Below are 24,303 nucleotides of genomic sequence, written 5' to 3' on the forward strand. Positions count from 1 at the left end.
CGCTACGAATGAATGCGTCTATTAAGTTATTCTAGTTGTATAGAAAAAGGAAGTTTGGTTTGGCTAAGTTCGCCCAATTAATTCCATCGCTACGAGTTGATCGCAAACCGTTTCCATTCATCAGCAAAGCTTTCTGTTTGATGGTGTTGTTCTTGTTTGTAAATATACTTTCGCACCTTTTCCAACTGGGTCGCACTCACCGAAAAGGCACTATATCCTCCTTGCCAAGCAAACAGTCCTTCGATCCAGTGTTTGTCATTTAGCCACCTTGAGGATGCGCCTTTTAGTCTTTTGATTACTCCCGCTACTGACTGAATGGGGCTGAGGCAAAGGAGACAGTGAACATGGTTTTCTACTCCGTTAACACAATCAAGATAGATATCATTTTGTCGTGCATATTCTATCATAATTTTGAACAACTTCACACGAAACTGTGGCGTTAAGAGAGGTTCTCTTTCCTTTACAGCCCATACAACATGAATCCACAGCTTCGTATAAGTCCTGCCCATATTTTCAACTATCTTTTCTCTCGATTCGCAGCGGTGGGGGGACTGCCCCCGCGGTTAAATCCGCCGCTACGAATACCCAAAACGCTTTTACCTCCTCCACCGCTTTTACGCCCGGCTCCTTCTCAAAGCGGCTGTTCACATCCAGCGCGTAAAGTTGTGGATGCGCAAATGCCTGGATCGCCTCCGCTGATTCCGGGCCGATGCCCCCACTCAAAAAGAAGCGCACTGGCCCCTCGTAGTTTTTCAGGATCGACCAGTCGAAGGTGACGCCGTTACCGCCCCGCTCGGCACCTTTCGTATCGAATAAAAAGAAGTCGCAAAACGGCTCGTAGGCATCCAGTTGGGCGAAATCGAACGTTTCGCCGACGGAAAAGACCTTCATCACACGGTGGCCAGCAGCCTGCAACTGCCGACATACGTCGGGCGGCTCGTCACCATGGAGTTGCAACAGATCCAGTTGGTACCGGTTGGCCAAAGCTTGTATCTCCGCCAGCGATTCGTTGACGAAGACCCCCACGCGCTGTGTGGTTGCCGGCAAGACGTCCAGCACCGCCGGATCAAAGTCGTTCCCGACGTAGCGTTTGGAACGGGGAAAGAAGATGAACCCCACGAAATCGGGCGCGAGCGCGGCCAGTGCCCGAAGGTTTTCCGGGTCGCGCATCCCACAGACTTTTAGTTTCAGGCCCCTCACGATTACGCTTCGAAATCGCCGATCTTCGCGTTTTCCACGACCTTCTCGCCGCGGGTGTGCAGCCGTTTGATGAAATCGGCACACGCTTGCTCGGGACGGCTGCTGCGCATGAAGGTTTCGCCGATCAGGAAGCCCCGGTACCCGTACTCACGAAGACGGAGGATGGTCTGCGGATCGGAAATGCCGCTTTCCGACACTTTCACGAAGGTTTGCGGAATTTGCTCGGCCAGCTCAAGCGACGTCTGGATGGTGGTTTCAAAAGTTTTCAGGTTGCGGTTATTGACGCCAATCAGGTCGGGACCGATCTCGTGGTAACGCTCCAGTTCCTCGCGATTGTGGACCTCCAGCAACACTTCCATGTTCAAGGCATGAGCTCGATCGGTGAGTTGCTTGGCTGTCGGCAAATCAAGCGCCGCGGCGATGATCAGGATGGCATCGGCCCCGATCGACTTCGCTTCGAATACCTGATATTCATCCAGCATAAAATCTTTCCGCAGAATGGGGCAGAAATTGAATTTCCGGGCGGTTTGCAGGTCTTCGTTTTTTCCTGCGAAGTACTTCGTGTCGGTCAGCACCGAGAGGGCCGACGCCCCCGCCTGCATATAGCCGATGGTAGTCCGTTCGACGGGCGCAAACTTGTTGATCATGCCCTTCGAGGGCGATTTCCGTTTGTACTCGGCGATGATGCCCGACTTGTCTTCGCGCAGCACATACTTGCGTAGCGAAACCGGCTTGGTCTCGAAGAAAATGCTTTTTTCCAGCAAGGCTACCGGATACAGCGCCTTCCGCTCTTCCACTTCCTTGCGCCGGTTGGCCATGATTTCATCCAGAATAGACATGCGATTGGTGTTTGGTTGATCAGTTAATTCATTCGTATTTTTTCAGTGCCCGCGTAGCTGTTGCGTATGTCCGTGATCAGGACGTTACTTTCTCGCGGCTCAGTTTCATCAGTTGCTCGAAAACCTCGCGCGCTTTGCCCGACTCCAGCGTGTCGCGTGCCTGTTCCACCGCCAGTTTGAGCGACAGGGCCGGATCGACGCAGTGCAGGGCAAGCCCGGCGTTGGCACACACCGCCGCCGTTTGTGCCTCGGTACCTTTCCCTTCCAATACGTTCAGGAAGATACCGGCGGCCGACTCGACCGTATCGCCTCCGTGCAGCTCGGCGGGGTCCAGTTGCGGTAGCCCCAGTTCTTCCGGACGCACCACCCGTTCGCTCTGATGGGTGATCAGCTTGAACGGCCCCGTCAGCGAAATCTCGTCGTAGCCGTCGAGCGAATGGACGATGGCGAAGTTTTTCCCCGTCTGTTGGTAGAGGTACGCATACAGGCGCCCTAGTTCCAAACTGAAAACCCCGACCATCTGGTTCTGTGGCTGCACCGGATTTACCATCGGCCCCAGCATGTTGAAGAAGGTTTTGATGCCCAGCTCGCGACGGATGGGCGCGACATTCTTCATGGCGGGATGGAACAGCGGCGCGTGCAGAAAGCAAAGGCCGACTTCTTCCAGCTGCTGACGCAGAACGCTGACGTCGTTGGTAAACTGGTAGCCAAAGTGTTGCATGACGTTCGACGAGCCGCAGACCGACGAGACGCCCGTGTTGCCGTGTTTGGCTACTTTCTGTCCCGTCCCGGCCACCACAAACGCCGAGAGGGTCGAGATGTTGAACGTGTCTTTGCCGTCGCCGCCGGTGCCGCACACGTCGATGGTGCTGTGGTCGGAGAAATCGACGGGCAGACACAAATCCAGCATCGCATCCCGAAAGCCCGCCAGTTCTTCGACCGTAATGCTGCGCATCATATAGACCGTAATGAAGGCCGCCATCTGACTCTGGTTGACCTGCCCGGACGTCAGTTCTTTCAGAATGGTGCGGGCTTCGTCGGAGCTAAGTGTTTGGTACGACAGTAAGCGATTGAGCGTATCTTTCATGGATGGAGTTTGAGGTTAAAAGTTTTGAAGGTTGAGAAAGTTTTCTCGCTGAGTTTCAGGGAGTCTTTCGCAGAGTTCCGCAGATCATTTCACTATAACATTAGTAACTTCCCTGTATACATTGTTCTACTTAACTCTTCAGCCAGTTGTCGATCATCTGTTTGCCGCCTTCGGTCAGGACCGACTCGGGATGGAACTGCACGCCCCGGATTTTATACTGCCGGTGTCGGAGGGCCATCACTTCGCCCCGTTCGTCGGTGGCGGTGATCTCCAGGCTGCCGTTCATTGTGTTTTTGTCGACTGCCCACGAATGGTACCGACCGGCCTGAAAGCGCGGGGGCAAACCCTGAAACAGCAACTCATCCGATAAAGTCACGTGAGTGGGCAGCGCAATGCCGTGCAAGACGCTCGACAGGTTGATCAGCTTCGAGCCGAACGCTTCGCCGATGGCCTGATGGCCCAGGCAAACTCCCAGGATGTCTTTGGTCGGAGCAAAGCGGTCGATCAAAGGCAGCAGCAACCCCGCTTCGGACGGAATGCCCGGTCCTGGCGAGAGGAGAATTTTATCGAACTTCGCCACGGCGTCCAGCGGAATCTTGTCGTTGCGGTGAACCTCCATCTCTGCTCCATATCCCAATTCCCGAATCAGGTGCACCAGATTATAGGTGAAGGAGTCGTAATTGTCAAATACTAGAATTTTCATCGTTCGTGTTGCGGGTTTAGCGTTCCCTCAATAAATCGCTTCCTTGACCAGCGTATCGTTTAAATCTTTTCGGCTTCGGCGATGGCAGTGCGCAAGGCTTTCAGCTTGTTGTGGACTTCCTGTAATTCGCTTTCTACGTTCGACTTGGCCACCACGCCTGCACCGGCCTGGTAATACAACACCCCGTCTTTGCTTAAAAAAGAGCGAATCATGATGGCATTGTTGAAGCTTCCGTCAAAGCCCAGAAATCCGATGCACCCGCCGTAATAGCCCCGCGCGCCCCGTTCGTACTGATCGATCAGTTGCATGGCCCGGTGTTTCGGCGCGCCGGAAAGCGTGCCCGCCGGAAACGTGTCGGCGACCAGCTGCAACGTGCGGGTAGTGTCGGTCAGCCGTGCCGTGACCTTCGAAACCAGGTGAATAACGTGCGAGTAGTACTGAATTTCTTTGAATGTTTCGACGTGTACGTGGTCGCCGTTGCGGCTCAGGTCGTTGCGCGCCAAGTCGACCAACATGACGTGCTCGGCATTTTCCTTGGGATCGTCCAGCAGTTTGCGGGCCAGTTCGGCGTCGGCCGCGTCGTTGCCGGTGCGAAGAAAAGTGCCCGCAATCGGGTGAATGGCGGCTTCTCCGTTTTTGATGGTGATCTGCGCCTCAGGCGACGAGCCGAAAATCCGGAAGCTGCCGTAGTCGAAGTAAAACAGGTAAGGCGACGGATTGATGGAGCGGAGCGTGCGGTAGACATTAAACTCGTCGCCCTGAAAAGGAGTCGCGAACCGCCGCGCCAGCACGATCTGAAACACATCCCCCCGGAAACAGTGCTGCTGCCCCTTGCCAATGGCCTCCAGAAACGCTTCGTCCGAGAAGTTCGAAGTTTCGGGGCCAGCCGTTTTAAAATGATAGCTGGGAATGTTTTTGTTACTGATCAGCGATAACACTTCTTCCAGCCCTTTGTCGTCGAAGGCCTCGTTATCGGTGGTATTTTCCACCAGGTATAACTCATTTTTAAAGTGGTCGACGGCGATCAGAAAGCGGAAAAACTGGTAGCGGAATGCGGGTATGTAGCGCGCTTCTTCCAACGTCTGGGTCAACTCCAGATCTTCGAAGTATTGTACGGCGTCGTAGGCGATGTAACCAAAGAGGCCGTTGGGCAGAAACGAAGGCAGATCGGTATCCGCCTTGAACGCTTCCTGGAACTCCGTCAGGGCCTCCAGCACCTGCGACCGCTCGCGCACGTTGGTGCGGATCGTCCGCCCATCAGGAAACGACTGCACCACTGCCTTTTCGTGCATTTCGATGCCGGCCAACGGCTGGCAACAGATGATGGAGAAGGCGTTCTCGTGGCCGTGGTAATCCGAGCTTTCCAGCAAGAGTGTGTTGACGAAGCGGTCGCGCAGTTTCAGAAAGATGCTGACGGGCGTCATGGTATCGGCCAGCAAACGCCGGTAGCGGGTGCGGACGTGGATGTGAGGGGTAGCCAGTGAAGTTTCGTTCATGGTTCGAGACGGTATAGCAATAAAAAAGGCTCACCGTGAAAGCGAGCCTCTAGTTTATCTGTTAAGTTAGCCTAAGCCATAGAGTGCCGGTTCACGGAGGGAAGTATGCCGCCGTGCCACCACCAATTCATTACCAGGCCTTGAACTTGCATATGCTGGAAATTGCGTTTGCAAAGTAAATCACCCTTTTCACAGAAGCAAGCCCGTTTTTTTCTTTTATCCTGAAAGGTCCCATGATTCGACCCTTACAGCGTTAGAATATTGACCAAAAAGGGCGCTGACGGCCCAGAAACGCTAATCCGCCTTACATCCTGTCCCTAGAAGCTGGGCACCTGGCGCTCAGAAAGTTGTACAATTCCCGAATGTTTTTTGAAAATTTTACGAGTAATTATTGTTAATATAATTTAACTAATTTATTTTTGTAATATATATCAACACACACCACCCTTTCACACACGAATTACGCTGGCGTATGTTTACCTATCACAAATCAGTTTTCGGAATTATGGCAGCCCTAGGCCTGTTATCGGCATGCAACTCGGATAAAGAAGTATTTATCGAGCCGCTGCAACTGGAAAAGACCGAAGAGAAGACGGTGATCCAGACCAATGCCATTGAGCAGGACTGGGCAGGCGTCGATGCGCACTACGACATCAAGACGTCGGTCGTCTCTTTTCGTACCAAAAACCTTGCTGGCAAAACCGTTTCGGCAACGGGTGTAGTCTACATCCCGGTCACCAAGGACACGTTGCCCCTGATGTTTTACCAACCCAGCTTGCTGGACAATTACGCCGAGCGCCCCTCGACGGGTCAGTACGCGGGCAACTCGCGGGAAGCGATCGCCTTTGCCTCGGCCGGCTACATTGTGACCGTGGTCGACTGGGCCGCCAGCCCCGACCTCACGCCTTTTTTCCAGGCCGATGCGGCCGCACAAGCCGGTTACGACCTGCTGACCGCCGCCTTCGAGATGTGTGATCGGCAGCACATCAAGACCAACAACCAGATTTTCATGGCCGGCTCGGAAGACGGTGCTTATACTATGCTGGCCCTGATGCGCCTGATCAAGACCTCTTACGGACACAACAGCCGGTTCGTCGTGGCGGGGGCCACCACCACCGCCGGTTTTATCGATCCGGCCGAATTGATGGAACGCGTTGCCCAGAAAGACGACGTCAGCAGCAACGAACTGGCCCTCTGCGCTGCGCTGGTGATCCGCTACAACCAGTACTACGGCTGGAATCGTGACTTGTCTCACTACTTCAAGCAGGCTTACCTGGACGAAGTATCGGCCCTGTGTACGGAGCAGAAGTTTGAAGGCGAGCTGTTCAAAACGAAAATGCCGAAGAAGGCAAGTCAGTTGTTCACCAGCGAATTCCTCAAAGGCCTGGAAGCCGGCTTCGAAGTAAAATCCAACAAGGGGAAGGGCAAAGGCAATTCGAAGGACGACGAAAGCGAGTTCATCGCTGCCTTGCAGGCCAACAGCCTGAAAGACTTTATGCCGCAGACGTATATGCGCATGTTCCAGGAGACCTCCAACCGGTCCATTTCGTGGGAACAAATCGAGTTGTTTTTCCGCCTGGTGGCTACCGGCGGCATCGGCCACGTCCGCATCTCGCTCTGCACCGACCGCGCACAATACATCAGCAAAAGCCTGGAATGGCTGGAGCCCATTCGGAAACATTGATGCGTGTGTCCTGACAAGCTATTTTCAGTTCCGGCCATCCAATAGGCGTTTCACGTCTGGATGGCTTTTTTTCTCCCACGTTTACTCTTGCTGAATGCTACGTTGTTTGTTTGCCTTTGCTCTCCTGCTTCTATCGTATACCGCCTATTCCCAATGCGAAATTGAAATTCCGGTTGAGCACTCGTACCATCTGGGCGTATGGGGACAATTTATCCGGAGCGATGGCGCCGCCGGCCGACGCTTAGCGCAGTGGGATTACGGCTGGAGTGCCGGGGCCATGGCGCACGTTTATCCGCAGCGTCGGCTCTCGATGCTGACCGAACCGGGCTACCGGCGGGTGGGGCGGATTGCGCCGGGCGATTCGTCGGTGTATTATCGTCAGGAGTCGTTTCGGCTGCCCGTTTTGCTTCAGGTGCAGGTAGGCACAATTTACCTGCAGGCGGGGCCCTACGCCGATTACTTATTGGGTATGAGCCGGCGGACTACCCCCCTCCATCTTTTGAAACAGGGGACCGATGCCCAGCCCCAGCCGCTCTCTCGCCCCCGGACGCACGTAGGCCTGATGGGCGGCATAGCATTTCACAGCGACCGCCTGCGCATCAGCGTCCGTTACAGTTACGAACGCAACCGCAAGCAGCGCCTGGATCAGGCGCTGATGCTACAAACCGGCTTTGTAATCTGGTAATTTACCGAACGTCGGCGCTTTCGCGCAGAATGGTCTGAGCACGATCGGGGCCTACCGACACGAGCGTGATCGGCAGGTTGAGGTACGATTCGATAAAGGCTACGTACTGCAACAGCGCTTCGGGCAGATCGTCGAACTGATGGCAATCCTGCAACGACTGTTGCCAGCCGGGTAACGTTTCGTACAGCGGCGTGACCGGCTCGGTGCACAGGTCATACGGCAACTGATCGGTTTCGGTGCCGTCAGCTAGCCGGTAGCGGGTGCAGACGTTGATGGTTTCGAAGCTGTTCAGCACGTCGGCCTTCATCATCAGCAGTTGCGTCGCGCCGTTGATCATCGCCGCATACTTCAGCGCGGGCAAGTCGAGCCAGCCACACCGCCGCGAACGGCCCGTGGTTGCGCCGAACTCGTGACCTTCCTGCCGGATGCGCTCTCCGACTTCGTCGTTCAGTTCCGTCGGAAAAGGTCCGCTGCCCACGCGGGTACAGTAGGCTTTGAAGATGCCGAACACTTCGCCCACACGTGCCGGTGCAATGCCGAGTCCGGTGCAGGCACCGGCCGCCATCGTGCTGGAGGAGGTAACGAAGGGATACGAACCAAAGTCGATGTCGAGCAGCGAGCCCTGGGCTCCTTCGGCCAGTACCGTCCGCCCTTCGGTCAACGCGTCGTTGATCAGGTACTCGCTGTTGGTCAGTTGCAGAGCACGTAGGTAGTCTACCGCCTGGAAAAACTCGGCCTCAGCGTCGGCCAGGGCGCTATAATCAAAGTGGTAATAATCGAGAATCATGCGGTGGCGGTCCACCAGTTGGTCGTACTTCTGCCGAAAATCGTCCGCCTGGATATCCCCCACGCGCAGGCCAACGCGGGCGTACTTGTCCTGGTAAGTGGGGCCGATGCCGCGCAGGGTCGAGCCGATTTTTGCGTCGCCTTTGTACTGCTCATAGGCAGCGTCGAGCAGGCGATGCGTCGGCAGAATCAGTTGCGCTTTTTTAGAGACAAACAGGTTGACGCCGGGGTCGATGCCTTTGTCGCGCAGTCCTTCCAACTCGCGCCGGAAAATGACCGGATCGAGGACCACCCCGTTGCCGACTACATTCTGAATATGGGTATGGAAAATTCCGGACGGAACCTGGTGCAGCACATGCTTTTTCCCGTCGATCACGAGGGTATGCCCGGCGTTGGGGCCACCCTGGAAACGTGCGATTACATCATAACGCGGGGCCATTACGTCGACGATTTTTCCTTTCCCTTCGTCGCCCCATTGCAGTCCTAATAAAACATCTACGGCCATTGGCTATTCTCACATTACACACCGACAGCGGCTGCCACCGCCCGGCACTCTTTAATCTTAAAACGAAACAAAAAAGATCAGGCGACAGTGTCCTGCCGCCTGACCGCTAAGTAACCAAGTTTTTAGGAATCTTGCTCGATTATTTCTTATTCAGTTGCGCCATAGCGTCCTCTTCTGAATCGACAATGTCGAAAATAGAGTTCAGCTTCGTGATGACCAGCAGCTTCTGGATCTGTTGCGACGGATTGATCAAGACCACTTCGCCACCCCGGTTCCGCATTTTGGTGAGCAGATTGATCAGCACGCCGATGCCGTTACTATTCATGTAACTTACGTTCGACAGATCGACCGCACAGAGATGACGGTCATCCTCGACCCGCGCCGCGACGTCGTCCAGCAGTTGGTTCGCACTGGTGTCTCCCATCAGGTTCCCTTCTAACCGGACGAGCATGATATTTTCTTTCTCTTCAATGCTGTAATTCATGAGAATGAGTTGTAGCTATGGGTTAAGTGTTGAGTAAAAACGAGAAAACAGGCGAATTGTTTGCCTCAGGCATTTCCTTCCTGTTCCTGCAAAGTCGGTTTATTTTCGCAATTCTGCCGGGTGCAGTTGCCGTATAAGATCAACGAGTGGTGCGATACGTCAAACTTGAGCAGATCGCCCACCATCGTCTGGATGTTGTAGATCCGGGGATCGCAGAACTCGATCACGCGGTGGCAGTCGGAACAGATCAGGTGATCGTGCTGCCGATAGCCGTATGACTTCTCGTATTGCGCCAGGTTTTTTCCGAACTGATGCTTGCTCACCAGGTTGCATTCCACCAACAAATCGAGCGTATTGTAGACGGTAGCGCGGCTCACCCGGTAGTTTTTATTCTTCATGCTGATGTAGAGCGATTCTACATCGAAGTGCCCATCACGCGAATAGATTTCTTCCAGGATGGCAAACCGTTCTGGTGTTTTGCGCAATCCCTGGTTCTCCAGATATTCGGTGAAGATTTGACGGACTTGTTCGTAAACGGTTACATTCAGTGGCATAAAGAGTAAATTCACCCCCGCATAAAGAAGTTCAAAAGTACAAAATTATTACGTTCGGCAGGGAGGCCCTTTCGGGGCATCCCTGCGGTGCTTCCTGGCCTCGCTCAAGTGTATATTTCTGCCGGAGATTTCTCTCCATAGGCTTCTTTCCTAGTTTTGCGCCTCGCTTACCAAAACTTTATGCGCAACGCTTACCCGTTTCTTCTTTCACTCGCAGCTTTATTCCCTACGTCGCTACTGGCCCAGCAAGCCAACGACACGACCGTCACGCTGCCGGAAGTGACCGTCCTGGAAAACCGCCTTCAGCTCCCCTTCCGGGAGACGTCTCGCAACATTTCGATCATCTCGGCGCAGGAGCTACAACAGACGCCGGCCCAGAGCATTCCGGAGATTCTGAGCTACACGCCCGGCGTCGACATCCGGCAACGGGGCCCGCTCGGGGCGCAGGCCGACCTGAGCATCCGCGGGGGGACCTTCGACCAGACGCTGGTGCTGATCAACGGCGTCAAGGTGTCCGACCCGCAAACGGGCCACCACCTGCTCAGCCTGCCCCTCAACCTCGACAACGTGGCGCAGATCCAGGTGCTGAAAGGACCGGGCGCGCGGCTGTTTGGGCAGAATGCCTTTACCGGAGCTGTCAACATCATTACCCGGGTGCCGGACGAGAAAGCGCTCTACGTCAGTGGGTACGCAGGTGGCTTTGGTCCATATACCAACCTTATTAAAGTCTATGACAAATCTGCGCTAATTCTTTTATTTGGCCCTTTTTCGTACGGCGGCTCGGTGTCGCTATCTCTTCCCACTGGGCCGTATAAACAATACATTTCGGTATCACAGGATGCCTCCGGCGGCTACCAGCCCAACTCCGACTACCGCAACTCCAACGTATTTTACCAGGCCGAACTGGACGCCACCGGCGGCAAGTGGAACGTGCTGGGCGGCTTCTCAGATCGGAAACTCGGGGCCAACGGCTACTACTCGCCCAGCTTCCCCGACCAGTGGGAAGCCATCAAAACCGGACTGGCCAGCGTCGATTATACCTACGAGCGCGGCAACTGGTTCGTCCGGCCGCGGGTCTACTGGCGCTACAACCAGGACGAGTTTCGCCTGCGCCGCAACGAGCCGCAGTTTTACCGCAACCACCACCTCACCCACGTGCTGGGTGCGGAAATCAACAGCCGCTATGTCAACAGGTTCGGCACCACGGGCTTCGGGGTGGAAACACGCCGCGAGTCCATCGTCAGCCACAACAATTCGGGCTGGGCACTGGGCGAACACGACCGCTACCAACTGGGCATTTATGCCGAACACCTGTTTCGTTTCTTCGGGCGGCTGGACGTTACACCCGGTGTGTACGTCAATGGCTATTCCGACTGGGGCTGGAATGCCTTTCCGGGGCTGGATGCGGGCCTGCTCCTGACTCCCCACCTGCGGCTCTACGCCAATGCCGGAACGGCCTACCGCATTCCGACCTACACCGACCTGTATTACGTGGATCGCACCAGCGGCAGCAACCCGAATCTGCTTCCTGAAAAAGCCTTTAGCTACGAAGGGGGCCTCCGGTACCTGAACAGTACGCTGGGCTTAACGGCCGAAGCGAATGTTTTCCGGCGCAACGCGACCGACTTTATCGAACGCGTTCAACTGAAGCCTGCCCGCTACCAGGAAAATCCCGACCTGTTTGACCCGAACGATACGCTGTTTGTCCCGGTCAACTTCCTGGGCGTCAGCACGCAGGGCCTTGAACTCTCGGCCTCGCTCGACGGAAAAGCGCTGAATCTGCCGGTACTGGACCGGTTTTCGGTGAGTTACAACTACCTTCAGTCAGACCTGAGCAAGCAGATCGACACCAGCCTGTACGTATCGCGCTACGTGCTGGACCAGTTGCGGCACCAGTTTATCTTTAAGCTGGACCACCAGATTTACCGTAACCTGACGCACCATTTCCGCGCCCGTTGGGTAGAGCGTGTGAACCGTCCTGCCTATTGGGTGCTCGACTCGCGCGTGATGTGGACGCACCGCCAGGTGCGGCTGTTTGCCGAAATGACGAACCTGACCGATACCCACTATGTGGAGTCGGGCTGGGTGCAAATGCCCGGCCGCTGGCTGCGTTTGGGCCTGAACTGGAAGATCAACCTGGAGCGCGAGTAATCTGCTTCGACCCTCTAGCTGCAAAGGGCGCTGCTCGGGAAATCTCCCTCAGCGCCCTTTGTGCATTTTACAGATCTGCCCTCCGCACCTTATCTTTCAGGAAAACTTGCTCTCATGCCCCTCGCCCCTCCGACGTACGAGGTATGTCCCAACTGCGCGACGCCCCTGCCCGACCGGCCCAACTACTGCCCTACCTGCGGCCAGCAAAACCGCGAACTCCGTGTTTCGTTTCGCGACCTGATCGGCGAATACCTGGGTAGTGCCTTCAACGTAGACGCCAAAGCCGCCCGCACGTTTCGCGACCTGCTGGGACGGCCCGGTCATATGATCCGCGCGTTCAACGAAGGCAAGCGCGTGCGGTACGTGCCGCCCGTCCGGTTGTACCTCTTTGTCAGTGCGTTGTTTTTCCTGCTGACGGCATTGCTGAGCACCGACGACCGTCCCCGCCGGACGCCCATCCGGTTTCAGAGCGATGGCGACTCGATCGGCATCACCACGATGCAGGACCTGGACTCCGTCGAATTGCCCCTGCGCGGGAACGATGCCGTTTTTCTACAGTCCGAACTGGCCCAGATCGCCGGGTATTCCAATGAACAGCTCGACTCGCTCCTGAGCGCCAAGTCGGCGGAACCCACGTTTCTGAATCGGCTGATGGTGCGCCGGGCCGTACGCCTGCTGCATGCCGAACAGCACTCGTTTGTGGACCAGTTTTTTCAGATCATCTCCGTCGCCATGTTTTTCCTGATGCCCATTTTTGCGTTCTGGCTCTGGCTGCTGTACCGGCGTTCGTCACGCTACTACTTCGAGCACCTGATTTTTGCCATCTATTTCCACTCCCTCGTCTTTCTACTGATGATTGTGCAGGCGGGTGTTGAACTGATTCCGGCCATCGGCGAGTTGATCAATGCGCTGATCGGCCTTCTCATTCTGGTCTATCTGCTGCTGGCTCTCAAACAGGCGTACCAGCAAGGGTGGGGCCGCACAGTGGCGAAGTTTTTCCTGTTGCTGATGGTGTATGGCCTGACTCTGCTTGTCTCCTTCGCCGTGTCGGGCTTCATGAGTCTGTTGATTTTCTAGAAAATGACGAACGTCATGGTTTAGCGTAAGCGAGACCATCGCATTTCTCCCCGCGATTTTACTATTTTGGCCTCGTCATCCATCCTCCGCTTCCTCACCCCATGAAAAAGATCCTGGTCCCTACCGACTTTACCGATGTAGCACACCACGCCCTCCACCTGGCCGCGCAGCTTGCACAACAAACCGGCGCGGAAGTAGAGCTTCTGCACGTTTTGGAAACCACCAGCACGGCCCCCTACGATCTCCCCGAAAAAGTAGTGGGGGCCACGGGCAATACCTTCCTCGATTACCTGGAAGCTTCCGCCCGCGAACAACTGGAGAAAACCGCCCGAGCGTATGCAGATGTCCCGATTCGGTACCTGGTACGGCAGGGAAGTCCGTTCCGGGCCATCGACCAGCGGGCGTCGGAACAACGGGTCGACCTGATTGTGATGGGATCGAAGGGCAGTAGCGGCCTCGACGAACTGCTGATCGGCTCCAACGCAGAGCGCGTGGTTCGGTTTGCGCCCTGCCCCGTGCTGGTCGTGAAAGGCAACCTGAGCCTGGCCGCCATCAAAAAAGTGGTTTACGTCACCGACTTCGCTCCCGAACAGGCCGAAGCCGTCTCCCATTTCCTGAAGTTTATGAGCCTGCTGGAGGCCGAAGTGCACCTGCTGTACATCAACACGCCTACCGACTGGATCACCAGCCGCGCGGCCCTCAAGAAGATGGAGGCCTTCAGGGCTCAGCATAACCTGAACGCCCAGTTTACACTTTACAGCGATGCTACCGAAGAAGAGGGCATTCACCACTTTGTTTCCGACATCGGGGCGCAGCTTGTCGCCATGCCCACCTACGGCCGTACGGGCATCACGCGCCTGATTGCCGGCGGCAGCATCACCGAAAACGTACTGAACCACACGCGCGTAGCGCTCTGGACCTACCGGCTGCGCGAATAGCGCAGCCCCTCAACACAGCCTTTCAGCGTTTCTCTCTTCTTCGCGGGCCATTCCGGGCGGAAGTGTGCCGTCAGTTGCACCTTCCTGCAAAATGGTGTATTTAGCGAGCATGAAACAACGTTGCCTTTTTGCGTGCTTCAGCCTACTTTTTTCGTTCTACGCATTCGCTCAAACTCCACCCACCCTCGACTACTACCTCCCCGCTGCCACCCGCTACCGCCCCGCCATTCCGACGCCGGAACAAGTTTTGGGGTTCCAGATCGGGACCTGGCATCTGTCGCACGACCAGCAGGTGTGGTACCTGCGCACGCTGGCCGCCGCCGCTCCCGACCGCATCAAGATCGAGGAATACGGCCGCACGTACGAAGACCGGCCGTTGCAGGTACTGATCATCACCCATCCGGACAACCACCAGCGGCTCGAAGAAATCCGCCGCCAGCACGTGGCGCTGAACGATCCGGCCCAGGCCGCTTCCTTCAATACCGCCCAGATGCCGACGGTACTCTACAACGGGTACAGCATCCACGGCAACGAGCCGAGCGGTGCCAATGCCGCTACGCTGGTGGCCTATTACCTCGCCGCTGCCGAAGGCCCGGAAGTGGAGCAAATTCTGCGCAACACCGTGATTCTGCTCGACCCCAGCTTCAACCCGGACGGGCTGCAGCGCTTTTCGACCTGGGTCAACGCGCACAAAAGCATCACGGAAGTAGCCGATCCCAACGCGCGGGAGTTCAACGAGCCGTTTCCGCGTGGCCGCACCAACCATTACTGGTTTGACCTGAACCGCGACTGGCTTCCCGCCCAACACCCCGAATCGCAAGGACGGGTGCGGCTGTTTCAGCGGTGGCAACCGAATGTGCTGACCGACCACCACGAAATGGGCACCAACAGTACGTTCTTTTTTCAGCCGGGCGTTTCGACCCGGGTCAATCCGCTGACGCCGCTGCAAAACCAGGAACTCACGAGCAAAATCGGGCAGTTCCACGCGGCCGCCCTCGACAGCATCGGCTCGCTGTACTTCACCAAGGAGGGGTACGACGACTTCTACTACGGCAAGGGATCAACTTACCCCGACGTGCAGGGCAGCATCGGCATTTTGTTCGAACAGGCTTCGTCGCGGGGACACGCGCAGGAGAGCGACCACGGCGTGCTGCGTTTTCCGTTCACCATTCGGAACCAGGTCACCACTGCCCTTTCTACCCTGCGCGCCCTACAAGCCCTGCGCCCGGAACTTCTCGATTACCAACGCAGCTTTTTTCAGGAAAGCGCCCCCACCACCCGAGGGCGGACTACCGCGCCGCAAGGCTATGTGTTCAGCCGCACGCGCGATCTGGCACGCGCCTATCACTTCATCGAAATGCTGCGCCGCCACCAGATCGACGTCTACCGGGCGGGCCAGTCGGTCACGATCAACGGCCAGTCGGTGTCCGCCAACGAAGCCTACGTGGTGCCGCTGGCACAACGGCAACGCCGCCTGATCGAGGCGATTTTCCGCACACAGACGGAGTTTACCGACAGCTTATTTTATGACATCTCGTCGTGGACCTTTCCGCTGGCGTTCAACCTGCCCTACCAGGCGGGTTTGCCGCGCCTCGGCGAGCGGATTGACAGCCTGCCTTTCCCGGTCGGGCGCGTGCGCGGCCGTACCGACGGGGCAGTCGGCTGGGCGTTTGCGTGGGACGGGTATTACGCTCCCCGCGCGCTATATCGCCTGCAAAAGGCCGGCGTGCGGACGCTGGTAGCACAGAAACCGTTTTCCCAACAAATCGGGAACGAGACCATCGACTTTTCGTACGGCACCATCCTGGTGCCCACGTTCAATCAAGAAGTTCCTGCCGATTCCATTGCGGCCCTGATGGAACAGCTGACGACCGACGACGCGCTGGACGTCTACGCCCTTCCGACCGGTTTGGCGGCCAGCGGTGTCGACCTGGGCAGCCGTTCGCTCGCGCCGGTCCCCCAACCGAAAATCGGGATGTTCATCGGCAGCGGCATCAGTTCGTATGATGCCGGGGAAATCTGGCACCTGCTCGACCAACGCTATCAGATGCCGCTGACGCTGCTCGACCTCGACGATTGGCGCGGCAGCAACATCGACCGTTATACGGTGTTGATCATGCCCGACGGCAATTATCGCCTCAACGACGGTTTCAAAGAAACGCTGGAACGCTGGGTTCGCGCTGGAGGGACGCTGGTGGCGTTGCAGGGCGCTTTGCGGTGGGTGCAAAGCGTAGGACTGGGCGACTTCAGCTTCAAAACTCCGCCGAAAGATACCAGCTATACCCGCTACGTGGACCTGCCCGACCGGCGCGGTGCGCAGGAGATCAGCGGGGCCATTTTCCAGGTCGACGTCGACGTGACCCACCCCCTGGCCTTCGGGTATCGGAACGACCGGCTCGCGGTGTTCAAGCAAGGCGAGTTGTTTCTCAACTCCAGCGCCAATGCGACGCACCTGCCGCTGCGGTATACCGCACAGCCTTTGCTGAGCGGCTACGTAACCGCTCCTAACCTGAACGAGTTGCGCAACACACCGGCCGTGGTCGTTTCGCCACAGGGTCGGGGCCGCGTCATCGCGTTTGCCGACAATCCCAATTTCCGGGCGTTCTGGTACGGTACCAACAAGTTGTTTGCGAACGCGCTCTTTTTCGGAGCCACCCTTCGCAGTTATTAATGCCTTCATCTCCCCACCCCATGCTGCATCGTTTTATGCTCGCGTCCTGCCTTTTGCTGGGCGCCTGCGCTTCGCACGAACAAGCCAGAACCACAACGGGTGCCCCCGCGGCCCTGGTCGATCCAGACGCCACGCCCGAAACCGTGGCGTTGTTCCAGCACCTGAAAGCGCTTTCGCAGGAACACATCCTGTTCGGCCACCAACATGCGACGGAATACGGGCACGGATGGTACGGTGAGGCCGACCGCTCCGACGTCAAGTCGGTCGTAGGGTCGCACCCGGCCGTAATCGGCGTGGACTTCAGCGGCTTATCGGGACGCACCCCGGAGGAAATCGCCCGGAACAAGGCTTTGCTTCAGCAACAGATCGTGGATACCTACAACCGAGGCGGCGTGGTGACGGTGGCGTGGCACTTCAACAACCCGATCGTCGAAGAAACGGGGTTTTACTGGAACGACTCGCTTTCGGTACGGACCGTGGAGCGGCTGATTCCCGGTGGCGACTACCACGAAGCCTACAAGGCGATTTTGCAGACGGTCGGCGCATTGGCCCACGACGTAACCGGTCAAGACGGCACCCTGGCGCCGATGATTTTTCGCCCGTACCACGAATTCGACGGCGGGTGGTTCTGGTGGGGCGCGCCGCACACCTCACGCGAAGACTTTGTTTCGCTGTGGCAGTTTACCGTGTCGTATTTGCGCGATAGCCTGGACGTCCACAACTTCCTATACGCCTTCTCGCCCGACGTGCAGTTCAATTCCGAAGCCGACTACCTGGATCGCTACCCCGGCGACGCGTGGGTCGATCTGGTCGGGATGGACGATTACCATGATTTTGGCCGCGACGGCCATTACGATCTGGAAGCCGGCGCACAGCGCCTCAAAATTGTTTCCGACTACGCAAAACGGGCGGGTAAACTGGCAGCCTTCACCGAGACCGGGCTGGAGTCCATTCCCGACAGTACCTGGTGGACCAACCGCCTTCTGAAAACGCTACGGACCGATTCGCTGGCGTTGTGTTACGTGCTGGTCTGGCGGAACGACGTACGCAGCCCCACGCACTACTACGCGCCGTTTCCGGGGCACCCGAGCGTCCCCGACTTCCAGCGCTTTTACCAAGATCCGTACACGTGGTTCGAAACCGACCTGCCCGACCTGTATCACGTGTCCGCTCCCTAACGCCGGACGGCCTCGGTACGCAGAAACAGCATTGCCTGTTCGCAAAGTGAAACGAGGGTAGCGCAGGTTGTGGTGATTTCGTCAAGCGTCATGTGTGAGAGGCCGCGCAGCTCCACGTCCGCAATCATGCGGTGGGCGCGTTTCATGCCAAAAAATCCGACGCTGCTTTTCAGGCTGTGGAGCGACCGGTCGAGTTTTTTCCAATCGCGGTTGTCCAGATCGGTCTGAATGGCGTCCAGGTATTGGGGCACGTCCGCCAAAAATACCTGCATCAGGTCCTGGAGAAAATCCTCGTCGCCGTCGGCGTACTCGCGCAACGCATTCAGGTCTACTTCGTCGGCAATGTCCTCGCGCAATACAGGTTCGGGCACGGGCGAATCTGCCCCGGCAGTGGCCGGTGCAGGCGGCGCAACATACTCCTCTTCGTTCAACACACTCAACAGCTTGCTGTACAACACCTGCGGCTTGAAAGGCTTGGAAATGTAACCGTTCATGCCCTGCCGGATGTACTCGTTCTCTTCGTTCTTCAGGGCATGGGCCGTCATGGCCAGAATCGGGACGGAACGGTGTGCCGACGGCAGGGCTTTGATTTGCCGAGTCGCTTCGATCCCATCCATTTCCGGCATCTGGATGTCCATCAGAATCAGGTCGTACGTGCCCCGCTGTGCCAACTCGACCGCTTCGCTTCCGTTGTTCGCCACGTCGATTTCGCACCCCACTTCCGACAGAAATTTACACGCCAGAAGCTGGTTGTTCCGGTTGTCTTCTGCCAGCAGAATACGCTTTCCCTGCAACTGGTCCAGTGGCAACAGGTCGATCTGATCGGAAAAGTCGGTATTGACCTGCGACGCATCGCCGAGTTTGATGGGCAGCACCACCATGAAGGCGGAGCCTTGGCCGACTACGCTCTCGACCCAGACTTCGCCGCCCATCAGCTCGACCAGTTTTTTCACGATGGTGAGGCCCAGCCCCGTCCCACCAAACCGCCGCGTAACGTCGCCCTGCGCCTGCTCAAAGCTGTTGAAGATCGACCGCTGTTTCTCTTCGGGAATGCCGATGCCCGTGTCTTCTACACTGAACTGGATGTCGTAATGATCGTCGGCTTTGTTCAGGACCGACGTCGTGACCGTCACGCGTCCTTTGTCCGTAAACTTGATGGCGTTGCCAATCAGGTTGCTGAGGATCTGGTTGATCCGAACCGGGTCACTGCGCAGCGCCGGAGGCAGGTCCGTATCGGTGTAAAATCCCAGATGCACAGAGCCTTCTTCGACGCGGACCTGAAACAGTTTGTGCAACATGTCCAACGTACTGCGCAGGTCGAAGTCGACCTCTTCAATGGAAAGTTTGCCGGCCTCGATCTTCGAGAAATCCAGGATGTCGTTGATCACCACCAGCAGGTTTTCGGCCGAATCGTAGATCGAACGGGCGTACGCGTCCAGTTCCTGGTCGAGCGTTGCCCGGCACAACAGCCGCGAAAATCCCAGAATGGCGTTCATCGGGGTGCGAATCTCGTGGCTCATGTTGGCCAGAAATTCCTGTTTGAGACGGGCGGCCTCCTCGGCCACGTCTTTGGCCTGAACCAGTTCGTTGTGCACGATGATTTGCTCAGTAACGTCCTGCACGGTGCAGATCAGTCGTTTGCCGGCCCCGGGCTGGCGCGGCGGCACCACACTGCCCCGCAGGTGTACGTGTTTCAGGTGGCCGCGGGGCATCAAGAGCCGGAATTCCGTTGAAAACGGCTTGCCACCTTCCCGAAACTCGGCGCGCAGCACGTCGAACTGATCCCGCTCGGCCGGATGAATGTACTGGCGCACGACGTCCATCGGTTGAGGGCCGTCGCGCACATCGAGCTCAAAAATCCGAAACAGTTCTTCCGACCATTGCACCCGCTGCGTAGCCAGGTTCAGCTCCCAACTCCCGATTTTCCCCAGGGCCTGGGCTTCTTTCAGGTTTTCTTCGCTCTCTTTCAACGCTTTTTGCGCCAGAATGGCCTCCGTTACGTCCTGCGCAAAGCCGATGACCTCGTCGCCGTTCAACGTATTTTTGTACGACCAATAGCGCACGTGTCCGGCTTTGGTCAGGATGGAAACCACACCCCGGTCCGTTTTCTGCGCGGTGATCCGCTTTAGGTAAGCCTCAAATTCCGGGTGATAGACGGGCATCATAAACTCCCGGATGTTTCGGCCAACCATTTCCGAATACTGATAATTCAGCTCATCCAGCATGGTTTTGTTGACGTGCACCAAGGTTCCTTCCAGGTCGTGAATGCCCAGCAGCGCCAGGCCATGTTCGACCACGTTGCGGTACTGCGCCTCGCTTTTCTGAATGGCCCGGAGGTTCTCCTGATTGGCCAGGATGTTGCTGATCCACGACCCCATGATCCGCATCGTGCGGCGGTCTTCTTCGGTAAACGGATGCTGGCGGGGGCGGGGGCTCGAAAAATTTAGCGTTCCGAACACTTGGCCGTTCACGTGCAGCGGAATGCCGATGTAGGCCTCCAACCGGAACGTAGTGTAACAAGGATGGGACGCCCACGGCGACTGGGCCATCTTCTCGATGGCCTGCACATCGTCGCTGGCCAGGGTGATGTCGCAGTAGGTATTGCGGCGGTCGAACGTCTTTCCCTTCATCGGTACCCCTTCGAAGTGGTAGCTGTTCAGCACCGTATACTGAGGACCTTCGACCCGGCTGATGATGCCGATGTCCATGTGAAATAAGTTGGTGGCGATCTGCACAATCGCGTCCAACTGCGCCTCAGAATCACCGGAGTTGACGGCCGATATCTCGTACAGCATACGAAACCGCTCCGCGTTATCTATCTGAGGACCATGCGTTTGTGGTTCTCCTGAATTTCTCATAACGTACTGTTCTCCTCTCTGCAACCCTCTGGACGAAAGCTCTCCACTCCATCGCCTAAGCCACAAGGGTCTTCTTCCTAATGTAAAGGTTTACCGCCAGGAATTCACCCAAAAACTTCTTAGTTTATATTTTATAACGAATAATCACATCTTTATATCTAGACTATCTTTCGATTAACCGAACCAGGCACCCCCAACGGCCTTACTATGTCCTTGCACCTTAGCCCATGCGCTTTGCCGGTCCTCTAGGGTATTCATTACTTTTCGCGCGTTGACCTCTGTTTACTCCTACGTTTATGCAAAGACTAGCCACCAGTCTTGCCCGCTACATCCACCCCCAACCGGACGATCTGGAAAAAATCGTCTCCCGTTTCCGGCACAAAGTCCTCAAGAAAGGTCGTTTTCTGATCCGCGGCGGACAGATCAGCCAGGAGTTTCTGTTCATTGAAACGGGGTGCCTGCGGGTGTTCTGGCAACAGGCTGACCGGGAAGTAACGGGGTGGTTTGCATTTGAGGACGAATTTTTCTGCGAGCTGAGCAGCTTCCTGCCGCAACGGCCTTCCGTCTACGGCGTGCAGGCGCTGGAAGACACCGCCCTCCTTGTGCTCAGCCGGGCAGAGATGGAGCAACTGTTCCGGGAAGTTCCCGTATTTGAAACGTTCGTGCGCAAATTCTGGGAGCAAATCATTACCCATCTGGTGGAGAGCATCATCTCGTTCCAAACCGAAACTGCCGAAAAACGCTACGAAAAAGCGCTGCAGCACCCAAAACTGATCCAGCGCGTTCCCCTCAAATACCTCTCCTCTTACCTCGGCATTACACCGTCTTCACTCAGCCGCTTGCGCAAGCCCAGGTGACGAACTTGCCATTTGGCAATTTTAAGCGCGCGTGGGGTCGTTACTTTTGCCTCGCTATCAACGCCGGTAGCTTCATCACGCAAAAGTCAACCATGAAACACCTGAGTACCCTGCCCCACCCGGAAACGGAGGCGCTTCTCGCATTGATGGACCAGTTCGTCACCCTCTGGAACCGCAAAGATCCGGCACAGTTCGGCACGCTCTTTACCGAGGAGGCGGAGTTTGTGGACATCGTGGGGCAGATTGCCCGCGGGCGAGACGCGATTGTGGCGCAGCACCGGTTTCCCTTCGCGGTGGTGAACAAACTGGCGGTACTGCGCCTGCATGAGTTGTACATGCGGCCCCTTGCGCCCCACCTCGTGCTGATTTCAGCCCACTGGGTGCTGAACGGGAGCACTACGCCCGACGGCAAACCCCTACCGCCCCGGGCCGGTGTGCTGCAGGTGATTTGCCGATGCGAACAGGGAGACTGGCAGATTACGCTGGTCCATAACACCGATACCTCCGGGGTGCCCAAAGGCGTCCCCACCACGGAGCTGCGCTTTTTTGAGTAGCCGAATCGTCACGCCCCATCTGCTCCGTCGATTCGGTTACAACTCCGCTCGTTTTGGTTACAACCGGCGATCTGCCCCGGTGGACCTTTGCTGTGTTACCAAAACGAAATATCATGACACAGCAACAGAACCCTGCGGACACCGGCGCAACGCCCGGAGCCGCTAAGGAGCATAAAGTATGGTTCATCACCGGTACCTCGCGCGGGTTTGGCCGGGTCTGGACCGAAGCGGTGCTCAAGCGTGGCGACAAGGTAGCGGCGACCGCCCGTAAGCTGGAGAGCATCGCCGACTTCAATGAAAAGTACGGCGATCAGGTGCTGACGCTTCCCCTGGACGTCACCCAGCCGGAACAAGTGAACGCAGCCGTGGAACAAGCCTACGCTCACTTTGGCAGGCTGGACATCGTGTTGAACAATGCTGGTTACTCGTTGGTGAGCACCATCGAAGAAGCCAGCGCCGACGACGTACGCGCCCTCTACGAAACCAATATTTTCGGGCCGCTGGCGGTGATCAAAGCCGCGCTGCCACTTCTGCGCAAGCAGGGCTACGGGCACATTCTGGGCACGTCGAGCAACCTGGGTCACATCACGTTCCCGGTCATCGGTTACTACTGTTCTTCCAAGTGGGCGTTTGAGGCGATCCACGAAAGCCTCGCGGCCGAAGTCGCCCAATTCGGCATTAAGGTGACGATCATTGAACCCGGTGCCTATGCCACGGAGTTTGGAAGTCAGCAGTCGCTGAAATTTGCGGAAGGGCAGGAACTTTATGCCGACTTTAAAGCGAATTTCTTCAAGCGACTGGGCACAATGGAGCGAGGCGACCCGGAGGCGACGCCGGAAGCGTTGTTCGCGGTGGTCGATGCGGAAAATCCGCCCCTTCGGTTCCACCTGGGGAGTCACAATCTGCCGGGCGTCCGGGAGGCGTATTCCGAGCGCCTGCACGAATGGGAAGCCTGGGATGCGGTCTCCCGTGCCGCGCAGGGCGAGCCCGTTCAACATTAACCGTTTCCAGCGCCAACCGATACGCATTGCGGGTGTCGGTTAGCGCGTTTTACCGTTGCACCATGAAGAAAGAAGAAAGACGCCCCCACACCTTTGGCTCCATCGCCGATGCACACCGTGTGTTCGGGTTGCCGGAGCCGCAGCACCCCCTCATCAGCCTGATCAACGGCGCGGGGCACGACAATCTCCACCCACCGTCCGGCGCGCATGTCCTGAACTTCTACAAGATCTCGTACAAGCCTGAGCAAAGCACCCGGCTGCGGTACGGGCAGGGCTACTATGATTTTACGGAAGGGGGCTTACTTTTTGCCTCGCCCCATCAGCTCATCGGTGGGGACGACAACCCGGAGGAGACGGCTACCTGCTCGTTGTACACGTTGCTGATCCATCCGGATTTTTTCCTCGGCCACGCCATCGCTCAGGACATTAAACAGTACGGTTTCTTTTCGTATGCCACCCACGAGGCATTGCACCTCTCGCAGGAAGAAAAAGAGACGATCCTTGCCCTTTTCAGGATGGTCGAAACCGAGCTACGCGGCCGCATCGACGATTTCAGCCAGGGGGTCATCCTCTCGCAGATCGCCCTGTTGCTGAACTTCGCAAACCGGTTCTACCACCGCCAGTTCATCACCCGCAAGGCGGTCAACCACGACATTCTGCGCACGCTCGAAACGTACCTGGACGACTACCTGGACCATGAAAAACCCCTGACGCAGGGAATTCCTACCGTGCAGTCGCTGGCCGACCACGTGAGCCTTTCTCCGAGTTACCTCAGCGACATGCTGCGCTCCCTCACCGGACGCAATGCCCAGCAGCTCATCCACGACAAACTGATCGAGAAAGCCAAAGAACTCTTGTCCACGACGAATCTGTCGGTTAGCGAAATCGCCTATCTGCTGGGCTTCGAGTATTCCCAGTCGTTCAATCGCCTGTTCAAAACCAAGACCGACCTGTCGCCCCTGGAATTCAGAAGGTCGTTCAATTGAGTGTGTAGT

At 56.8% G+C, this 24,303-nt stretch carries 20 protein-coding genes and 1 pseudogene; 11 read left to right on the forward strand and 10 right to left on the reverse strand.

Features of this window, described 5'->3' with window-relative positions:
• Positions 1-89: 89 nt before the first annotated feature.
• The 6 genes from tnpA to BLR44_RS14560 form a co-directional block, all read right to left on the reverse strand.
• The gene (gene tnpA / locus BLR44_RS29390) at positions 90-509 is read right to left on the reverse strand and encodes an IS200/IS605 family transposase (protein ID WP_089683133.1); all 420 of its coding nucleotides are present in this window, start codon (positions 507-509) and stop codon (positions 90-92) included.
• A 4-nt stretch (positions 510-513) separates the two neighbouring features.
• Positions 514-1,170: a phosphoribosylanthranilate isomerase gene (locus tag BLR44_RS14540; protein ID WP_245706069.1), complete on the reverse strand. Its 657-nt coding sequence runs from the start codon at positions 1,168-1,170 to the stop codon at positions 514-516.
• A gap of 32 nt (positions 1,171-1,202) precedes the next feature.
• Positions 1,203-2,039, reverse strand: coding sequence for an indole-3-glycerol phosphate synthase TrpC (trpC, locus tag BLR44_RS14545; protein ID WP_089683135.1), 837 nt, complete (start codon positions 2,037-2,039; stop codon positions 1,203-1,205).
• Positions 2,040-2,115: 76 nt separating this feature from the next.
• A complete protein-coding gene (gene trpD / locus BLR44_RS14550; RefSeq protein WP_089683137.1) occupies positions 2,116-3,126 on the reverse strand; it encodes an anthranilate phosphoribosyltransferase in 1,011 nt (336 codons plus the stop codon).
• A gap of 130 nt (positions 3,127-3,256) precedes the next feature.
• Positions 3,257-3,829 carry an anthranilate synthase component II gene (locus BLR44_RS14555; protein WP_089683139.1) on the reverse strand — a complete coding sequence of 191 codons (573 nt, stop codon included), beginning with the start codon at positions 3,827-3,829 and terminating at the stop codon, positions 3,257-3,259.
• 59 nt (positions 3,830-3,888) lie between these two features.
• On the reverse strand, positions 3,889-5,325 hold the full coding sequence (locus BLR44_RS14560) for an anthranilate synthase component I family protein (RefSeq protein ID WP_089683141.1): 1,437 nt from the start codon (positions 5,323-5,325) through the stop codon (positions 3,889-3,891).
• Between the two features lie 505 nt (positions 5,326-5,830).
• Here BLR44_RS14560 and BLR44_RS14565 point away from each other — a divergent pair.
• Positions 5,831-7,009, forward strand: a complete 1,179-nt coding sequence (locus BLR44_RS14565) for a hypothetical protein (protein WP_143017300.1) — start codon at positions 5,831-5,833, stop codon at positions 7,007-7,009.
• A 94-nt stretch (positions 7,010-7,103) separates the two neighbouring features.
• Positions 7,104-7,694: a porin family protein gene (locus BLR44_RS14570; RefSeq protein ID WP_143017301.1), complete on the forward strand. Its 591-nt coding sequence runs from the start codon at positions 7,104-7,106 to the stop codon at positions 7,692-7,694.
• A 1-nt stretch (position 7,695) separates the two neighbouring features.
• Here BLR44_RS14570 and BLR44_RS14575 read toward each other — a convergent pair whose 3' ends face one another.
• The 3 genes from BLR44_RS14575 to BLR44_RS14585 form a co-directional block, all read right to left on the reverse strand.
• Complete coding sequence (locus tag BLR44_RS14575; protein ID WP_089683148.1) at positions 7,696-8,985, reverse strand: adenylosuccinate synthase; 1,290 nt, start codon at positions 8,983-8,985, stop codon at positions 7,696-7,698.
• Between the two features lie 139 nt (positions 8,986-9,124).
• Entirely contained in the window at positions 9,125-9,469 is a 345-nt protein-coding gene (locus tag BLR44_RS14580) for an STAS domain-containing protein (protein ID WP_089683150.1), read from the reverse strand.
• Positions 9,470-9,534: 65 nt separating this feature from the next.
• Positions 9,535-10,023 carry a Fur family transcriptional regulator gene (locus BLR44_RS14585; RefSeq protein WP_089683151.1) on the reverse strand — a complete coding sequence of 163 codons (489 nt, stop codon included), beginning with the start codon at positions 10,021-10,023 and terminating at the stop codon, positions 9,535-9,537.
• Between the two features lie 180 nt (positions 10,024-10,203).
• On the opposite strand from BLR44_RS14585, the gene BLR44_RS14590 reads away from it, so the two are divergent.
• The 5 genes from BLR44_RS14590 to BLR44_RS14610 all read left to right on the forward strand — a co-directional run bounded on the left by BLR44_RS14590 (position 10,204) and on the right by BLR44_RS14610 (position 18,038).
• Positions 10,204-12,174 (forward strand): TonB-dependent receptor plug domain-containing protein, encoded by a 1,971-nt coding sequence (locus tag BLR44_RS14590; protein ID WP_089683154.1) that lies wholly within the window; start codon positions 10,204-10,206, stop codon positions 12,172-12,174.
• A gap of 114 nt (positions 12,175-12,288) precedes the next feature.
• Positions 12,289-13,251 (forward strand): DUF3667 domain-containing protein, encoded by a 963-nt coding sequence (locus BLR44_RS14595; RefSeq protein WP_089683157.1) that lies wholly within the window; start codon positions 12,289-12,291, stop codon positions 13,249-13,251.
• A 101-nt stretch (positions 13,252-13,352) separates the two neighbouring features.
• On the forward strand, positions 13,353-14,189 hold the full coding sequence (locus tag BLR44_RS14600; RefSeq protein WP_089683159.1) for a universal stress protein: 837 nt from the start codon (positions 13,353-13,355) through the stop codon (positions 14,187-14,189).
• Between the two features lie 109 nt (positions 14,190-14,298).
• Positions 14,299-16,860 carry a M14 family metallopeptidase gene (locus BLR44_RS14605; protein ID WP_089683161.1) on the forward strand — a complete coding sequence of 854 codons (2,562 nt, stop codon included), beginning with the start codon at positions 14,299-14,301 and terminating at the stop codon, positions 16,858-16,860.
• 20 nt (positions 16,861-16,880) lie between these two features.
• The gene (locus BLR44_RS14610) at positions 16,881-18,038 is read left to right on the forward strand and encodes a glycoside hydrolase family 26 protein (protein WP_245706070.1); all 1,158 of its coding nucleotides are present in this window, start codon (positions 16,881-16,883) and stop codon (positions 18,036-18,038) included.
• A 116-nt stretch (positions 18,039-18,154) separates the two neighbouring features.
• On the opposite strand, the pseudogene BLR44_RS14615 reads toward BLR44_RS14610, so the two are convergent.
• Positions 18,155-20,896: pseudogene (locus BLR44_RS14615) on the reverse strand (ATP-binding protein); the annotation flags it as partial.
• A gap of 296 nt (positions 20,897-21,192) precedes the next feature.
• Between BLR44_RS14615 and BLR44_RS14620 the strand changes: the two are divergent.
• The 4 genes from BLR44_RS14620 to BLR44_RS14635 all read left to right on the forward strand — a co-directional run bounded on the left by BLR44_RS14620 (position 21,193) and on the right by BLR44_RS14635 (position 24,294).
• Positions 21,193-21,753 (forward strand): Crp/Fnr family transcriptional regulator, encoded by a 561-nt coding sequence (locus BLR44_RS14620; RefSeq protein WP_089683165.1) that lies wholly within the window; start codon positions 21,193-21,195, stop codon positions 21,751-21,753.
• Positions 21,754-21,845: 92 nt separating this feature from the next.
• Entirely contained in the window at positions 21,846-22,307 is a 462-nt protein-coding gene (locus BLR44_RS14625; RefSeq protein WP_089683167.1) for a YybH family protein, read from the forward strand.
• Between the two features lie 113 nt (positions 22,308-22,420).
• The gene (locus BLR44_RS14630; protein WP_089683169.1) at positions 22,421-23,308 is read left to right on the forward strand and encodes an SDR family NAD(P)-dependent oxidoreductase; all 888 of its coding nucleotides are present in this window, start codon (positions 22,421-22,423) and stop codon (positions 23,306-23,308) included.
• 62 nt (positions 23,309-23,370) lie between these two features.
• A complete protein-coding gene (locus BLR44_RS14635; RefSeq protein ID WP_089683560.1) occupies positions 23,371-24,294 on the forward strand; it encodes a helix-turn-helix domain-containing protein in 924 nt (307 codons plus the stop codon).
• Positions 24,295-24,303: the final 9 nt, after the last annotated feature.

The sequence above is a fragment of the Catalinimonas alkaloidigena genome, from assembly GCF_900100765.1.
GTDB lineage: Bacteria > Bacteroidota > Bacteroidia > Cytophagales > Flexibacteraceae > Mooreia > Mooreia alkaloidigena.

What these genes read in the sequence shown, in the direction of transcription:
- BLR44_RS14575 (WP_089683148.1), bottom strand. Translation starts at nt 8,985, where the DNA reads ATGGCCGTAGATGTTTTATTAGGACTGCAATGGGGCGACGAAGGGAAA.
- BLR44_RS14560 (WP_089683141.1), bottom strand. Translation starts at nt 5,325, where the DNA reads ATGAACGAAACTTCACTGGCTACCCCTCACATCCACGTCCGCACCCGC.
- BLR44_RS14580 (WP_089683150.1), bottom strand. Translation starts at nt 9,469, where the DNA reads ATGAATTACAGCATTGAAGAGAAAGAAAATATCATGCTCGTCCGGTTA.
- BLR44_RS14555 (WP_089683139.1), bottom strand. Translation starts at nt 3,829, where the DNA reads ATGAAAATTCTAGTATTTGACAATTACGACTCCTTCACCTATAATCTG.
- trpD (WP_089683137.1), bottom strand. Translation starts at nt 3,126, where the DNA reads ATGAAAGATACGCTCAATCGCTTACTGTCGTACCAAACACTTAGCTCC.
- BLR44_RS14585 (WP_089683151.1), bottom strand. Translation starts at nt 10,023, where the DNA reads ATGCCACTGAATGTAACCGTTTACGAACAAGTCCGTCAAATCTTCACC.
- BLR44_RS14625 (WP_089683167.1), top strand. Translation starts at nt 21,846, where the DNA reads ATGAAACACCTGAGTACCCTGCCCCACCCGGAAACGGAGGCGCTTCTC.
- BLR44_RS14595 (WP_089683157.1), top strand. Translation starts at nt 12,289, where the DNA reads ATGCCCCTCGCCCCTCCGACGTACGAGGTATGTCCCAACTGCGCGACG.
- BLR44_RS14540 (WP_245706069.1), bottom strand. Translation starts at nt 1,170, where the DNA reads ATGCGCGACCCGGAAAACCTTCGGGCACTGGCCGCGCTCGCGCCCGAT.
- BLR44_RS14630 (WP_089683169.1), top strand. Translation starts at nt 22,421, where the DNA reads ATGACACAGCAACAGAACCCTGCGGACACCGGCGCAACGCCCGGAGCC.
- BLR44_RS14605 (WP_089683161.1), top strand. Translation starts at nt 14,299, where the DNA reads ATGAAACAACGTTGCCTTTTTGCGTGCTTCAGCCTACTTTTTTCGTTC.
- BLR44_RS14610 (WP_245706070.1), top strand. Translation starts at nt 16,881, where the DNA reads ATGCTGCATCGTTTTATGCTCGCGTCCTGCCTTTTGCTGGGCGCCTGC.
- BLR44_RS14565 (WP_143017300.1), top strand. Translation starts at nt 5,831, where the DNA reads ATGGCAGCCCTAGGCCTGTTATCGGCATGCAACTCGGATAAAGAAGTA.
- BLR44_RS14590 (WP_089683154.1), top strand. Translation starts at nt 10,204, where the DNA reads ATGCGCAACGCTTACCCGTTTCTTCTTTCACTCGCAGCTTTATTCCCT.
- BLR44_RS14635 (WP_089683560.1), top strand. Translation starts at nt 23,371, where the DNA reads ATGAAGAAAGAAGAAAGACGCCCCCACACCTTTGGCTCCATCGCCGAT.
- BLR44_RS14570 (WP_143017301.1), top strand. Translation starts at nt 7,104, where the DNA reads ATGCTACGTTGTTTGTTTGCCTTTGCTCTCCTGCTTCTATCGTATACC.
- trpC (WP_089683135.1), bottom strand. Translation starts at nt 2,039, where the DNA reads ATGTCTATTCTGGATGAAATCATGGCCAACCGGCGCAAGGAAGTGGAA.
- BLR44_RS14600 (WP_089683159.1), top strand. Translation starts at nt 13,353, where the DNA reads ATGAAAAAGATCCTGGTCCCTACCGACTTTACCGATGTAGCACACCAC.
- BLR44_RS14620 (WP_089683165.1), top strand. Translation starts at nt 21,193, where the DNA reads ATGCAAAGACTAGCCACCAGTCTTGCCCGCTACATCCACCCCCAACCG.
- tnpA (WP_089683133.1), bottom strand. Translation starts at nt 509, where the DNA reads ATGGGCAGGACTTATACGAAGCTGTGGATTCATGTTGTATGGGCTGTA.